The organism is Streptomyces zaomyceticus, from assembly GCF_014656215.1.
Taxonomy (GTDB): domain Bacteria; phylum Actinomycetota; class Actinomycetes; order Streptomycetales; family Streptomycetaceae; genus Streptomyces; species Streptomyces zaomyceticus.
Genome location: NZ_BNBZ01000005.1, coordinates 107922 through 121027 on the forward strand (window position 1 = coordinate 107922; position 13106 = coordinate 121027).

Consider the following 13106-nt stretch of genomic DNA (forward strand, 5'->3'; position numbering starts at 1 on the left):
CCACTTCGCCCCGCCCCACGGCGTCGATGCCGAGCGAAGCCTACGCCCGAGCGGGCACGCGGATCGAGGGCAGGCACCTCCCCCACGTCGCCGGAGGATCTCGCCCGGGCCGTCGCCGGAGTCGTCACCCACCGTCGCCGGGAGCCCCCCGCCGTCGCCGGAAGATTTCCCCGGGCCGTCGCCGCGGGCGCTCCCCCTTGCCCCGGCGGGGATGCGTCCACGTGCCGTCGCGCCGTCGTGGGCGGATCCGGACCGCTTCGGTGGTTGGTAGGCCCGGGGAGTGGGACGCTGAAGGTCGGGGGTCCGTGCCGACGAGATCGGGAGGGACCGATGGGACGTGATGTCCCGGCGCTGGAGTTCACCCGCGAGGACCGCCGCCGGTATCGGAACAAGGTGCACACCTGCCTCGACGTGTTCGCACGGATGCTGAGGGAGTCGCGCTTCGACTTCGAGCGGCCGCAGGTCGGTCTGGAGATCGAACTCAACCTCGTGGACGCCACCGCCGAGCCCGCCATGCGCAGCACGGACGTCCTGGAGGCGATCGCCGATCCCACCTGGTCGACCGAGCTGGGCCGGTTCAATCTGGAGATCAACATCGAACCGCGGCGGCTCGCCGAGGGCGGCCCCGACTCCTGGGAGCAGGAGATCCGCGAGGCGCTCAACCACGCCGAGGCGAGGGCGGCGGAGATCGGCGCCCACCTCGTCATGATCGGCATTCTGCCGACGCTGGAGCTGAAGGACGCCGGCCCGGAGTCGCTCTCCGGGGATCCGCGCTACCACCTGCTGAACGAGCAGATCTTCGCCGCGCGCGGCGAGGACCTGCTGATCTCGGTGGACGGGGTGGAGCGGCTGCGGACCCATGCGGAGACGATCACCCCGGAGGCGGCGTGCACCAGCACCCAGTTCCACCTCCAGGTCTCGCCCGACGAGTTCGCGGAGTACTGGAACGCCGCGCAGGCCGTGGCGGGGGTGCAGGTGGCCCTGGCGGCGAACTCGCCGTTCCTGTTCTCGAAGGAGCTGTGGCGAGAGACGCGGATCCCGCTGTTCGAGCAGGCCACCGACACCCGGCCGGAGGAGCTCAAGGTGCAGGGCGTACGGCCGCGGGTGTGGTTCGGCGAGCGGTGGATCACCTCCGTCTTCGACCTCTTCGAGGAGAACGCCCGCTACTTCCCCGCGCTGCTGCCCCTGTGCGACGACGAGGACCCGGAGGAGACGCTCGACCGCGGCGGGATCCCGGGACTCTCGGAACTCACCCTGCACAACGGCACGGTCTACCGCTGGAACCGTCCCGTCTACGCCGTCGTCGACGGCGTACCGCATCTGCGGGTGGAGAACCGGGTGCTGCCCGCGGGACCCACGGTGGCCGACGTACTGGCGAACGGCGCCTTCTACTACGGGCTGATCCGGGCCCTGGTCGAGGAGGACCGGCCCGTCTGGTCACGGATGTCCTTCTCGGCGGCGGAGGACAATCTGCACGCGGCCGCGCGCCACGGCATCGACGCGCATGTGTACTGGCCCGGGATGGGCGAGGTTCCGGTCACCGAGCTGGTGCTCCGGCGCCTGCTGCCCCTGGCGGACCGGGGGCTGGAGCGGATGGGTCTGGAGGTGGCCCGGCGGGAGCCGCTGCTCGGCGTCATCGAGCAGCGGTGCGTCAGCGGCCGCAACGGCGCGGTGTGGCAGTCGGAGATGTTCCACCACATCCATGACATCGACCACGCGGACCGGCACCAGGCACTGCGGAAGATGACCCAGCAGTACATCGAGTACATGCATCTGAACGCTCCGGCGCACACCTGGCCGGTCGACTGACCCCCGGTGCGCCGGCCGCGCGACGCGGCCGAAAGCGAGGCGTACCCGGGGCCGGTCCAGGGCAGGTCGTGATCATGACAGACACGCCTGCGACGAGTCTCGGCACCACCCCCGTCCCCCCCGTCCCGCCGCCGCCCCGTCGGCCGTTGCGACAGCTCCTCGCGGCCTCCGTCGGCAACGCGGTCGAGTGGTACGACTGGTACGCGTACACCTTCCTCGCCGCCTACCTCGCGAACCAGATCTTCCCCAAGGGGTCCGGGAACTCCCTGGTCCCGCTCCTGTCGACGTTCGCCGTCTTCGCCGTCGGCTTCTTCATGCGCCCGGTCGGCGGACTCCTCATGGGCGCCCTCGCGGACCGGCGAGGCAGGCGGACCGCCCTCACCGCCACCATCCTGCTCATGGGCGGGAGCAGCCTGCTGCTCGGTCTGACCCCGACGTACGCGACCGCCGGCGTCCTCGCCCCCGTGGTGCTCGTCGTCGCCCGGCTGCTGCAAGGCCTCTCGGTGGGCGGGGAGTTCGCCGCCTCGACCACCTTCCTCGTCGAGTCGGCGGGACCCGGCCGGCGCGGCCTCTTCTCGTCCTTCCAGTACGTCTCCACGTCCGTCGGCCAGCTCGCCGCCTCGGGCATCGCCGCGCTGCTCATCGGCGTCCTCGGTGAGGACCGGATGAACGGCTGGGGCTGGCGGATCCCCTTCCTGCTCGGCGCGGTGTTCAGCCTCGCCGGCTTCTGGATCCGCCGGGGCGCCGAGGAGACACGGAGCGCCGCGGAGCGGGAAGCCCCCCGGCCGGGCCTCTTCGACGCGCTGCGCCACCACCCGCGCGCGTCGCTGCTGATCTGCGGCATCACGGCCGGCGGCACCCTCGCGTACTACACGTGGACCTCCTACCTGCCGACGTACGCGGTGCTCAACACCGGTATCGACAAGGCGGACGCGCTGCTCGCCGGAACCCTGTCCCTGGCCTTCTTCGCCCTGCTCCAGCCGGTCGGCGGACTGCTCTCCGACCGCTTCGGCCGCAAACCGTCCCTGCTCTTCTTCGGCCTCGGGTTCGCGGCTCTGGGGGTGCCCCTCCTGCGCGCCCTCGACGGCTCGTTCCTCTCCCTCCTCCTGGTGCAGTGCGCGGGCATGGTGCTGCTGACCGGCTTCACCTCGATCTCCGCCGCCGTGAACGCCGAGATGTTCCCCGCGCGCGTGCGGGCGGCCGGGATCGGTTTCCCCTACTCGCTGACCGTCGCGCTCTTCGGCGGCACGGCGCCGTACGTCGGGACGCTCTTCACCGACCTCGACCTTCCGGGACTGTTCCCCTGGTACGTGGCCTTCCTGTGCCTGGTGTCCTCGGTGGTGTACCTCCGGCTGCCGGAGACCGCCCACGGGCGGCTCGACCGCTGACACGGCAACCTCCCGGGGGCGGGCGGCGACCACCGGAGACCGGCAACCGACCAGGAGTCGCCCATGCGTTCGCGATCCCGTGACCCGCACCGCTCCCGGTGCCTCCGGGGTTCGCGTCGGACCGTGCGGCACAGGCCCCGGCCCATGGAAGATCCGCGGAGGCCGCCGCCTCCGCGGATCCGGTGGGGCCATGGGCCGCCGGGGCTAGAAGACGCTCACGCCGTACGCGCTCAGCGCCTCCGTCACCGGCTGGAAGAACGTCGTGCCACCGCTGGAGCAGTTGCCGCTGCCGCCGGAGGTGAGGCCGAGCGCCGTGGTGCCGGAGAAGAGCGCGCCGCCGCTGTCGCCGGGCTCGGCGCAGACGTTGGTCTGGATGAGGCCGTAGACGACGTCGCCGCCGCCGTAGTTGACGGTCGCGTTCAGCCCGGTGACCGTGCCGCCGCGCAGACCGGTCGTGCTGCCGCTGCGCTGGACCGACTGGCCGACGGAGGCGTTGGCCGCGCCGGTGATGTCGCGGTAGCTGCCGTTGTAGAGGTAGACCCGGCCGTCCGCCGCAGAGGCGTTGGAGTGCCGGATGATGCCGTAGTCGTTGGTCGGGAAACTGCTGCCGGCCCGGGTGCCGAGCACCGTGGTGTTGCCCGAGTTGGTGTACCAGGTGCTGCCGATGTTGGTGCAGTGGCCTGCCGTCAGGGCGTAGTAGGTCGAGCCGCTGCGGACGTTGAAGCCGAGCGAGCAGCGCCCGCCGCCCGCGTAGATGGCCTGGCCGCCGGCGATGAGCTTGTTGAACGTGCCGGGGGTCCGCTTGATCTGCAGGTCGCCGGCACGGTCACCGGCGGCCTTCTTGATCGAGGCGATCTCGGCGGCGGAGACCGTGGAGTCGGCGGTGAGGACGATCTTCCCGGTCGCCTGGTCGGTGTACCAGGCGGTGCCGGGCACGTCCGCTCCACGGACTGCCTGGTCGGCGGCGGCCAGCTGGGCGGTGGTGGCGCGGCCGTCCACGGCCGGGGCGGCGGACGAGGCGGGGACGGCAAGCGCCGAGGCGGCGATCAGGGCGGAGGTCACGGCGATCAGCCGTGCGCCCTTGGCGGCGCCGCCGAGGGGGGACAGACGCTTGAAGTTCACTTGATCCTCCGGTGGGGGAGTGGGGGGAATCGCTGGGTGGGCGATCCCTCGGTGCCGAGCGGACGGGGCCGGGACGGAAAGATGGCGTAGTCATGGACCTGTCAATCTCGACAGGTCGAATCCTCGAATCCAGGCGACCCGGGGGCAAGGACGCCTTTCGGCCTATCTACGCGCGTTCATGGGGATCCCGGATCCGGAGGTGCGGTCGGCGCGTATCGACGGTCGCGGCGGAGGGGGCGGACCGAGGTCGTGAAAAGCCTTGCGGAAATTTGCTGACTTTCCCTCAGGTGTGCTCCCGGGGTCGCGGGTTCACGGAGTGGGACGCGCCTTGAGGAGTGGAAGGGGGCGCACCGTCTCCCCAGTTCAGGCGCGGCGGTGGGCGCGCTCCCACGCCGTGCGTGCCACCGCCCTCGGTGCCGGTCGCGCGGAGCTCCGGTCGGCCGCCGAGGAAGTCGCGGGCGCACAGATCCGGCCGCGGCCCGCGATGCGGTCCGGGCGATACGAGAGTTCCGCGCCCTGGCGGAGAGTCGGGCACCGCGGGCCCGCGGGCCGGGCCCGGACGCCCCTCAATGCCGGAATCGTTCCCTCCGTCCGGGCGCTCCGGGTGTCCGGTTCCCGTCCCCGGGGTTCGGGACGGCCCGGGTCGTACCGTCCTCAGGGCGCCGCGAGTGCCCCGTACAGCGCCTCGACCAGTGCCATCTTGCGAGGGTCGTCCGCGATGCGGGGACCCATGCGGTTCATCACGTAACCGAGGGATACGCCCGACTCCGGGTCCGCCAGGCCGCAGGAGCCGCCGTAGCCGTCGTGCCCGAAGGCGCGCGGATTGGGGCCGTAGGAGGCGTTCGTCCCGCTGAGCCAGAGACCGAGGGCGCACTCCGTCTCCTGGGCGAAGCCCGCGCCGAGGATCAGGTCCCTGCCCGCGCCCTGCCCCTCGCGGGCCCGTTCGACGGCCGCCTCGGAGAGGACGCGGTGCTCGCCGGAGCGGCCGCGTCCGGCGAAGACGCCGTACAGCTGCGCGACCGCGCGGGCCGTCCCGTGCCCGTTGGCCGCCGGCACCTCGGCGGCGCGCCACTCGGGGCTGTTGGCCTCGACGGCGCCGACGGGCGGGTTGGCCAGCGCGGCCTGCGCCGCGGGCGCCAACTGGGAGAAGGCCGCGGCCCGTTCGCCGTCCGGTGAGGTGTGGGGGTGAACGAGCTCGGCGGCCCTGTCCGCCTCCTTCTCCGGCAGGCCGATGGTGAAGTCGATGCCGAGGGGTCCGGTGATCTCCTCGCGGAGGAACGCGCCGGGCATCCGCCCGGTGACGCGCCGGATCACCTCGCCGACGAGGAAGCCGTACGTCATGGCGTGATAGCCGGAGCGGGTGCCGGGCTCCCACCACGGCTCCGTCGCCGCGAGCCGGGCGGTCGTCACCTCCCAGTCGTAGAACTCCCCGAGGGTCAGCGGCTCGCGCAGACCGGAGAGCCCCGCGCGGTGCGACAGGAGATACCGCACGGGGAGCGCCTCCTTGCCCGCGGCGGCGAACTCGGGCCAGTAGGAGGCGACCGGCGCGTCCAGGTCGAGCAGGCCCCGGTCCGCGAGGAGATGGGCGCAGAGCGCGGTGACGCCCTTGGTCGTGGACCAGACGTTGACGACGGTGTCCCGCTCCCAGGGGCGCGTGCGCGCGGGGTCCGCCCAGCCGCCCCACAGGTCGACCACGGTCTCGCCGTGGACCTGGACCGTCACGGCGGCGCCGAGCTCGTCCCGCGTGCGGAAATTGGCCTCGAAGGCGTCTCGGACGGCGGCGAAGTGGGGGTCGCAGTGGCCTTCGGCGGCGGGTCGGGGGTGAGGGCGGGGCTCGGGCATGACGTCCTCCAGGGGGTGCCGGGCGGTCGCGAGCAACATACCGACCGGTCGGACAGTGAGGAAGGGGCCGCGCACGCACCACGCGGTTCGCCCGGTCGGTCCCCCCGTGTTGCCGGGACGGCGGTCCGCGGGTTGCGTGGACCCGAGGAGTGGCGCCGAAGGCGCGGAACCGCGGAGAAGCGAGGTCGCCCGTGCCCGACTACCCCCCGATCGCCAACCACGGAATGATCGGCGACCTGCAGAGCGCCGCGCTGATCTCCGCCGACGGCGCGGTCGACTGGTTCTGCGCGCCCCGCTTCGACTCCCCGAGCATCTTCGCCTCTCTGCTCGACCAGGAGCGCGGCGGCCACTTCACCGTCGCACCCGCCCTCGACGACGTGACCGTCCGCCAGCTCTACCTGCCCGACACGGCCGTCCTGATCACCCGGTTCCTCACCCCGGAGGGCGTGGGCGAGGTGGTCGACTTCATGCCGGTGGGCGACCGGCCCGACATCCCCACCGACCGGCACCGACTCGTCCGGGCCCTGCGCGTGGTGCGCGGCACCCTCACCTTCCACGTCCAGTGCCGGCCGCGCTTCGACTACGGCCGCGCCCCGCACACCCTCACGCTCGACGGCGCCGCGGCCACCTTCCACGGCCCCGGCCTCGACGTCCATCTGCGGAGCAGCTTCCCCCTGGAAGCCGACGGGCAGGACGTGCGCGCCACCCTCACCCTCCGGCACGGCCAGACCGCCGGCATCGTCCTGGAGACCTCCGCCCCGGGAGCCGTCGCCCCCGAGCCGGTCACCGAGGAGGCCCTGGAGGCGACGATGGAGGACACCCGTGTCTTCTGGCACGGATGGATCCGCCGCTGCCGCTACCGGGGTCGCTGGCAGAACATGGTCAACCGCTCGGCCATCACCCTCAAGCTGCTCATCTACGCCCCGTCCGGCGCCCCGATCGCCGCCCCCACCATGGGCCTTCCCGAACAGATTGGCGGCGAGCGGAACTGGGACTACCGCTACACCTGGATCCGCGACGCCTCGCTCTCCGTGCGGGTCCTGCTCGACCTCGGATACCTCGAGGAGGCCGACGCCTTCCGCCGCTGGCTCGGCGGCCGGGGCCGCGCCCCGCGCCCGCCCGGCAGCGAGCCGATGCAGATCATGTACCGGGTCGACGGCGATCCCCTGTTGTCCGAGGAGGTCCTCGGGCACCTGTCCGGCTACCGCGACTCCTTCCCCGTACGGGCCGGGAACGGCGCCGCCGACCAGCTCCAGCTCGACATCTACGGCGAGTTCGCCTACGCGATGACCCACTCGCCCGACCTCGCCGAACTGGCCGGCTACGAGGGCTGGAAGGGGTTCGCCTCGCTCCTCGACTGGCTCTGCGAGCACTGGGACCGCCCCGACGAGGGCATCTGGGAGACCCGCGGCGGCCGCAAGGACTTCACCTACAGCCGGGTGATGTGCTGGGTGGCCCTCGACCGCGGCATCCGCCTCGCCACCGAGTACGCACGCCCCGCCGACGTCCCGCGCTGGACCGCGCAGCGCGACGCGATCCTCGTCCAGGTGATGGAACGCGGCTGGAATCCCGAGATCAAGGCCTTCGTCCAGCACTACGACAGCGAAGTGATCGACGCGTCCCTGCTGCTCATGCCCCTCGTCGGCTTCATCTCGCCGAGGGCGCCCTCGTGGCTGTCGACCCTGGACGCCATGGACCGGGAACTCGTCACGGACAGCCTCGTCTACCGCTACAACCCCGAGGCGTCCCCCGACGGGCTGCGCGGCTCCGAGGGCACGTTCTCGCTCTGCAGCTTCCTCTACGTCGAGGCGCTCGCCCGGGCCGGCCGCCTCGACCAGGCCCGCTACGCCATGGACAAGATGCTCACGTACGCCAACCACGTCGGGCTCTTCGCGGAGGAGATCGGACGCACCGGCGAACAGCTCGGGAACTTCCCCCAGGCCTTCACCCACCTCGCCCTGATCACGGCGGCGATGGCCCTCGACGAGGAACTCGACAGGGCGGCCGACCGCCGCTGACCGGCAGCGGCGCCCGGCGTCCGCCGGCGGTGAGCCGCGTCTCACCCGGGCGGCCGGACTTGCCTATGCAACGAGTTGCATAGAAGGATTCCGGGTGTGGCGATCGAACACGCGATTCTTGTGTCCCTGCTGGAACAGCCCGGATCCGGCTACGAGCTGGCCCGGCGTTTCGAGCGGTCCATCGGTTACTTCTGGACCGCCAGCCATCAGCAGATCTACCGCGTCCTCAAGCGGATGGAGAACGACGGCTGGGTCGACGTCCGGGACGTGCCGCAGCACGGCCGCCCGGACAAGAAGGAGTACTCCGTCGCGGACCTCGGACGGGCCGCCCTGTCCAGCTGGCTCCACGAGCCCGTCGAGCCGGAGAGCCTCCGGCACGACCTCGCCGTGAAGATCCGCGGTGCCGCCTTCGACGACCCCGCCACGCTCATCGGCGAGGTGGAACGGCACCGCCAGGCGCACTCCGAGCGGCTCGCCCGCTACCTCGCCGGCGAGGAACGCGATTTCACGGGAGCCGAGGCACGCCGCCCGGCCGCCGCCCCGCCCGACGCGGGCCGGGAGCTCCAGCACGTCGTCCTGCGCGGCGGCATCGCGTACGAGCGGATGACGCTCGCCTGGCTCGACGACGTCCTCGCCACCCTCCACCGGCTCGTCCCCGAGCGCTGACCGGCGCCCGGAGCGCGTCCCCCTCGACCACCCGCCGGCAGGCCCCGCCCGCCGGCGTCACGACCCTCGTCCACCGGACCGAAAGATGGATCACATGGCCGACTCGCTGCTGTTCAACCCGCACACCTACGACCCGGCGCACTTCGATCCCGAGACGCGCAGGCTGCTCCGCGCCACCGTCGACTGGTTCGAGGCGCGAGGCAAGCGCCGGCTGATCGAGGACTACCGCACCCGTGCCTGGCTCGGGGACTTCCTCGCCTTCTCGGCCAAGGAGGGACTGTTCGAGACCTTCCTGACCCCGTCCGCCGAGGCCGGGGAGGGACAGGGCGACAAGCGCTGGGACACCGCCCGGATCGCCGCCCTGAACGAGATCCTCGGCTTCTACGGCCTCGACTACTGGTACGCCTGGCAGGTCACCATCCTCGGTCTCGGCCCGGTCTGGCAGAGCGACAACGCCGCCGCCCGCGCCCGTGCCGCCGAACTCCTCTCCCAGGGCGAGGTGTTCGCGTTCGGTCTCTCCGAGAAGAGCCACGGCGCCGACATCTACTCCACCGACATGCTCCTGGAGCCCGAGGCCGACGGCGGCTTCCGGGCCACCGGTTCCAAGTACTACATCGGCAACGGCAACGCGGCCGGACTCGTCTCCGTCTTCGGCCGCCGCACCGATGTCGAGGGCCCCGACGGCTATGTCTTCTTCGCCGCCGACAGCCGCCACCCGGCGTACCACCTCGTGAAGAACGTCGTCGACTCCTCGAAGTTCGTGAGCGAGTTCCGCCTGGAGGACTACCCCGTCGCGGCGGAGGACGTCCTGCACACCGGCCGCGCCGCCTTCGACGCCGCCCTCAACACGGTCAACGTCGGCAAGTTCAACCTCTGCACCGCCTCGATCGGCATCTGCGAGCACGCGATGTACGAGGCCGTCACCCACGCCCAGAACCGCATCCTCTACGGCCGCCCCGTCACCGCCTTCCCGCACGTGCGGCGCGAGCTGGCCGACGCCTACGTCCGCCTCGTCGGCATGAAGCTGTTCAGCGACCGCGCCGTGGACTACTTCCGTACCGCCGGTCCCGACGACCGGCGCTACCTCCTCTTCAACCCGATGACGAAGATGAAGGTGACCACGGAGGGTGAGAAGGTCATCGACCTGATGTGGGACGTCATCGCCGCCAAGGGCTTCGAGAAGGACAACTACTTCGCCCAGGCGGCCGTCGAGATCCGGGGCCTGCCCAAGCTCGAGGGAACGGTCCACGTCAACCTGGCCCTGATCCTGAAGTTCATGCGGAACCACCTGCTGGACCCGGCCGCGTACGAGCCCGTTCCGACCCGCCTGGACGCGGCCGACGACACCTTCCTCTTCCAGCAGGGACCCGCCCGCGGCCTGGGATCCGTACGCTTCCACGACTGGCGCCCGGCCTACGACACGTACGCCGGGGTGGCGAACGTCGCCCGCTTCCGCGAGCAGGCCGACGCCCTGTGCGAGTTCGTCCGCACCGCCGCCCCCGACGAGGCGCAGAGCCGCGACCTGGATCTCCTCCTCGCCGTCGGCCAGCTGTTCGCGCTGGTCGTCCACGGCCAGCTGGTCCTGGAGCAGGCCGCGCTGACCGGTCTCGACGAGGACGTCCTCGACGAGCTGTTCGCCGTCCTCGTACGGGACTTCTCCGCCCACGCAGTCGAGCTGCACGGCAAGGACTCCGCCACCGAGCAGCAGCAGGCCTGGGCGCTGGGAGCCGTACGGCGCCCGGTCGTCGACGAGGCGCGCTCGGGCCGCGTCTGGCAGCGCGTCGAGGCGCTGTCGGGCACGTACGAGATGGCGCCGTAGGGTCCCGCCGTTCCGTCGTCCCGTGGGTGCGGGAGGACGCCCGGGTAGGGTTGACGGCGGCGAGGTGGCAGGTTGCCGCCCCGCCGTCGTCGTGCCGGGGCCGATGCCGCCCCCGGCGGATCCGCACCATGCCCCGGCCCCGTCCACCGTGGGGCGTGCCCCCGTGTGACAGGTTCCTCTCCCTTGCCCTCTTCGCCCGCCCGTGCCTCCCTCGCGTCCCCGTCCTCCTGGGCGGCCCGTCTGCGTTCCGACCGGCTGACCGATCCCAAGGTCTGGCGCACCGAGGTGCTGGCCGGTCTGGTCGTCGCCCTGGCGTTGATCCCGGAGGCGATCTCGTTCTCGATCATCGCCGGGGTCGATCCGGCGATCGGCCTCTTCTCCGCCTTCACCATGGCCGTGACGATCTCGATCGTCGGCGGCCGCCGGGCGATGATCTCCGCCGCGACCGGTGCCGTCGCCCTCGTCATCGCGCCGCTGAACCGAGAGCACGGGCTCGGGTACCTGATCGCGGCGGTGATTCTCGCCGGCGTGGTCCAGGTGGTCCTCGGCGCGCTCGGGGTGGCGAAGCTGATGCGCTTCATCCCGCGTTCGGTGATGGTCGGGTTCGTCAACGCACTGGCCCTCATGATCTTCATGACCCAGCTCCCCGAGCTGTGGAACGTCCCCTGGCCCGTCTACCCGCTCGCCGCCGCCGGCCTGTTCCTGATGGTGTTCTTCCCGAAGATCACCACCGTGGTCCCCGCGCCCCTGGTCTCCATCGTGATCCTGACGGCCGTCACGGTCGCCGCCGGCATCGCGGTGCCCACGGTCGGCGACAAGGGGGCCCTGCCGTCCTCCCTGCCGGTGCCCGGGCTGCCCGACGTGCCGTTCACCCCGGACACCCTGATGACGATCGCGCCGTACGCCGTGGCCATGGCGCTGGTGGGTCTGATGGAGTCGCTGATGACGGCCAAGCTCGTCGACGACATCACCGACACGCGCTCGAACAAGACCCGCGAGTCCGTCGGGCAGGGCATCGCCAACATCGTCACGGGCTTCTTCGGCGGCATGGGCGGCTGCGCCATGATCGGTCAGACGATGATCAACGTGAAAGTGTCCGGAGCCCGGACCCGCCTCTCCACGTTCTTCGCGGGCGCCTTCCTGATGGTGCTCTGCATCGTCTTCGGCCCGATCGTCTCCGGCATCCCGATGGCCGCCCTGGTGGCCGTCATGATCATGGTGTGCTTCGCGACCTTCGACTGGCACTCCGTCGCCCCGGCGACCCTCAGGCGGATGCCCGCCGGAGAGATCGCCGTCATGATGATCACCGTGGCGTGCGTGCTCGCCACCCACAACCTCGCCGTCGGTGTGGTCGCCGGGTCGGTCACCGCCATGGTGATCTTCACGAGGCGCGTCGCCCACCATGCCGAGGTCACCGCGGTGACCGACCCCGACGGCCGCTCGGTGGTCTACCGGGTGACCGGAGCGCTGTTCTTCGCGTCGGCCAACGAACTCGTCGACCGGTTCGCGTACGCCACCGACCCCGACAGGGTCGTCATCGACCTGTCGGCCGCCCACGTCTGGGACGCCTCGTCCGTCGCCGTCCTGGACGCGGTCCGGGCGAAGTACGCCCAGCGCGGCAGGACGGTGGAGATCACGGGGCTGAACGGGCCGAGCGCGGCCCTCCACGGCCGGCTCAGCGGAGAACTCGCCGGCGCCTGACCGGGATCCGGGCCGGCGTCGTCACACGACGGGGTGGCCCGCGCTGTTCGTGCGTCCCGCCTGGCTGGAGAACTTGTTCAGGAAGACGTCGTACCGGCCGTCGGGGCGTTCGAGGAGCGTCGCGCCGTCCTGCCAGATGCCGTTCTCCTCCCACCACTGCGAGCCGGACGGGTCCCCCTGGTTCTGGTGGATGTTGTGCATGCCGAGGTCGCCCTCGGGGTCGTCGGTGAACGGTTCTCCGAAGACGAGGATCCGGCGGCCGGGGACCAGCATCGGCTCCAGCGCGTCGGCGGCGTCGACGTTGGTGCCCGTGTGCCAAGGGCGCGAGCCCAGCAGGTCGAGGAGCTCCTGCAGCCAGGAAGGCGGGCGTCGCTCGAAGAGGACACCGGTGCGGTCCACCAGTTCGGGATGGCGCAGATAGTCCATGGCGCCCGAGTAGGGCTCGGACGCGAGGTCGTGGTACCCGGGGGCGAGGGCGGCGGCCGGCCCGACGGCGGAGGCCTTCAGGGTGAAGGTCTTCCACTGCACTCCGACGTTGGACTTGTGGCTGTCCACGTCGACGGCACAGTGGTACTGCCCGGCAGGCGCGTCCACCTTCAGATTGATGTGGAACCAGCGGCCCTGGGCGTCTTCGGTGTCGCGGAAATGGCTGTGGAGGGTCCCCACGAGCACGCCGTAGCTCTGGAATGGCATAGCGCCAGTGAAACACCGGATGTCACGTAACGCATTCCCTGGTGACGC

Annotated in this window: 9 protein-coding genes; 6 read left to right on the top strand and 3 right to left on the bottom strand. The window is 71.4% G+C overall.

Going from position 1 to position 13106, the window contains the following annotated elements; translation table 11 throughout:
* Nucleotides 1-330: 330 nt before the first annotated feature.
* Together IE311_RS09360 and IE311_RS09365 are read left to right on the top strand one after the other, a co-directional pair.
* The gene (locus IE311_RS09360) at nucleotides 331-1809 is read left to right on the top strand and encodes a glutamate--cysteine ligase family protein (protein WP_189831123.1); all 1479 of its coding nucleotides are present in this window, start codon (nucleotides 331-333) and stop codon (nucleotides 1807-1809) included.
* Between the two features lie 74 nt (nucleotides 1810-1883).
* Nucleotides 1884-3197 carry an MFS transporter gene (locus tag IE311_RS09365; protein ID WP_229901812.1) on the top strand — a complete coding sequence of 438 codons (1314 nt, stop codon included), beginning with the start codon at nucleotides 1884-1886 and terminating at the stop codon, nucleotides 3195-3197.
* Nucleotides 3198-3401: 204 nt separating this feature from the next.
* On the opposite strand, the gene IE311_RS09370 is transcribed toward IE311_RS09365, so the two are convergent.
* Both IE311_RS09370 and IE311_RS09375 read right to left on the bottom strand, forming a co-directional pair.
* The gene (locus tag IE311_RS09370) at nucleotides 3402-4319 is read right to left on the bottom strand and encodes a S1 family peptidase (RefSeq protein ID WP_189831124.1); all 918 of its coding nucleotides are present in this window, start codon (nucleotides 4317-4319) and stop codon (nucleotides 3402-3404) included.
* Nucleotides 4320-4973: 654 nt separating this feature from the next.
* On the bottom strand, nucleotides 4974-6161 hold the full coding sequence (locus IE311_RS09375) for a serine hydrolase domain-containing protein (RefSeq protein WP_189831125.1): 1188 nt from the start codon (nucleotides 6159-6161) through the stop codon (nucleotides 4974-4976).
* Between the two features lie 191 nt (nucleotides 6162-6352).
* Between IE311_RS09375 and IE311_RS09380 the strand changes: the two genes are divergently transcribed.
* The 4 genes from IE311_RS09380 (at nucleotide 6353) to IE311_RS09395 (ending at nucleotide 12365) form a co-directional block, all read left to right on the top strand.
* Nucleotides 6353-8179: a glycoside hydrolase family 15 protein gene (locus IE311_RS09380; RefSeq protein WP_189831126.1), complete on the top strand. Its 1827-nt coding sequence runs from the start codon at nucleotides 6353-6355 to the stop codon at nucleotides 8177-8179.
* 96 nt (nucleotides 8180-8275) lie between these two features.
* Complete coding sequence (locus IE311_RS09385; protein ID WP_189831127.1) at nucleotides 8276-8845, top strand: PadR family transcriptional regulator; 570 nt, start codon at nucleotides 8276-8278, stop codon at nucleotides 8843-8845.
* Nucleotides 8846-8939: 94 nt separating this feature from the next.
* Complete coding sequence (locus tag IE311_RS09390) at nucleotides 8940-10664, top strand: acyl-CoA dehydrogenase family protein (protein WP_189831128.1); 1725 nt, start codon at nucleotides 8940-8942, stop codon at nucleotides 10662-10664.
* Nucleotides 10665-10904: 240 nt separating this feature from the next.
* Entirely contained in the window at nucleotides 10905-12365 is a 1461-nt protein-coding gene (locus tag IE311_RS09395; protein WP_373313803.1) for a SulP family inorganic anion transporter, read from the top strand.
* 21 nt (nucleotides 12366-12386) lie between these two features.
* Here the strand turns inward: IE311_RS09395 and IE311_RS09400 are convergent, their stop codons facing one another.
* A complete protein-coding gene (locus IE311_RS09400) occupies nucleotides 12387-13058 on the bottom strand; it encodes a DUF2278 family protein (RefSeq protein WP_189831130.1) in 672 nt (223 codons plus the stop codon).
* Nucleotides 13059-13106 lie beyond the last annotated feature (48 nt).

What these genes read in the sequence shown, in the direction of transcription:
- IE311_RS09360 (WP_189831123.1), top strand. Translation starts at nt 331, where the DNA reads ATGGGACGTGATGTCCCGGCGCTGGAGTTCACCCGCGAGGACCGCCGC.
- IE311_RS09365 (WP_229901812.1), top strand. Translation starts at nt 1,884, where the DNA reads ATGACAGACACGCCTGCGACGAGTCTCGGCACCACCCCCGTCCCCCCC.
- IE311_RS09375 (WP_189831125.1), bottom strand. Translation starts at nt 6,161, where the DNA reads ATGCCCGAGCCCCGCCCTCACCCCCGACCCGCCGCCGAAGGCCACTGC.
- IE311_RS09390 (WP_189831128.1), top strand. Translation starts at nt 8,940, where the DNA reads ATGGCCGACTCGCTGCTGTTCAACCCGCACACCTACGACCCGGCGCAC.
- IE311_RS09400 (WP_189831130.1), bottom strand. Translation starts at nt 13,058, where the DNA reads ATGCCATTCCAGAGCTACGGCGTGCTCGTGGGGACCCTCCACAGCCAT.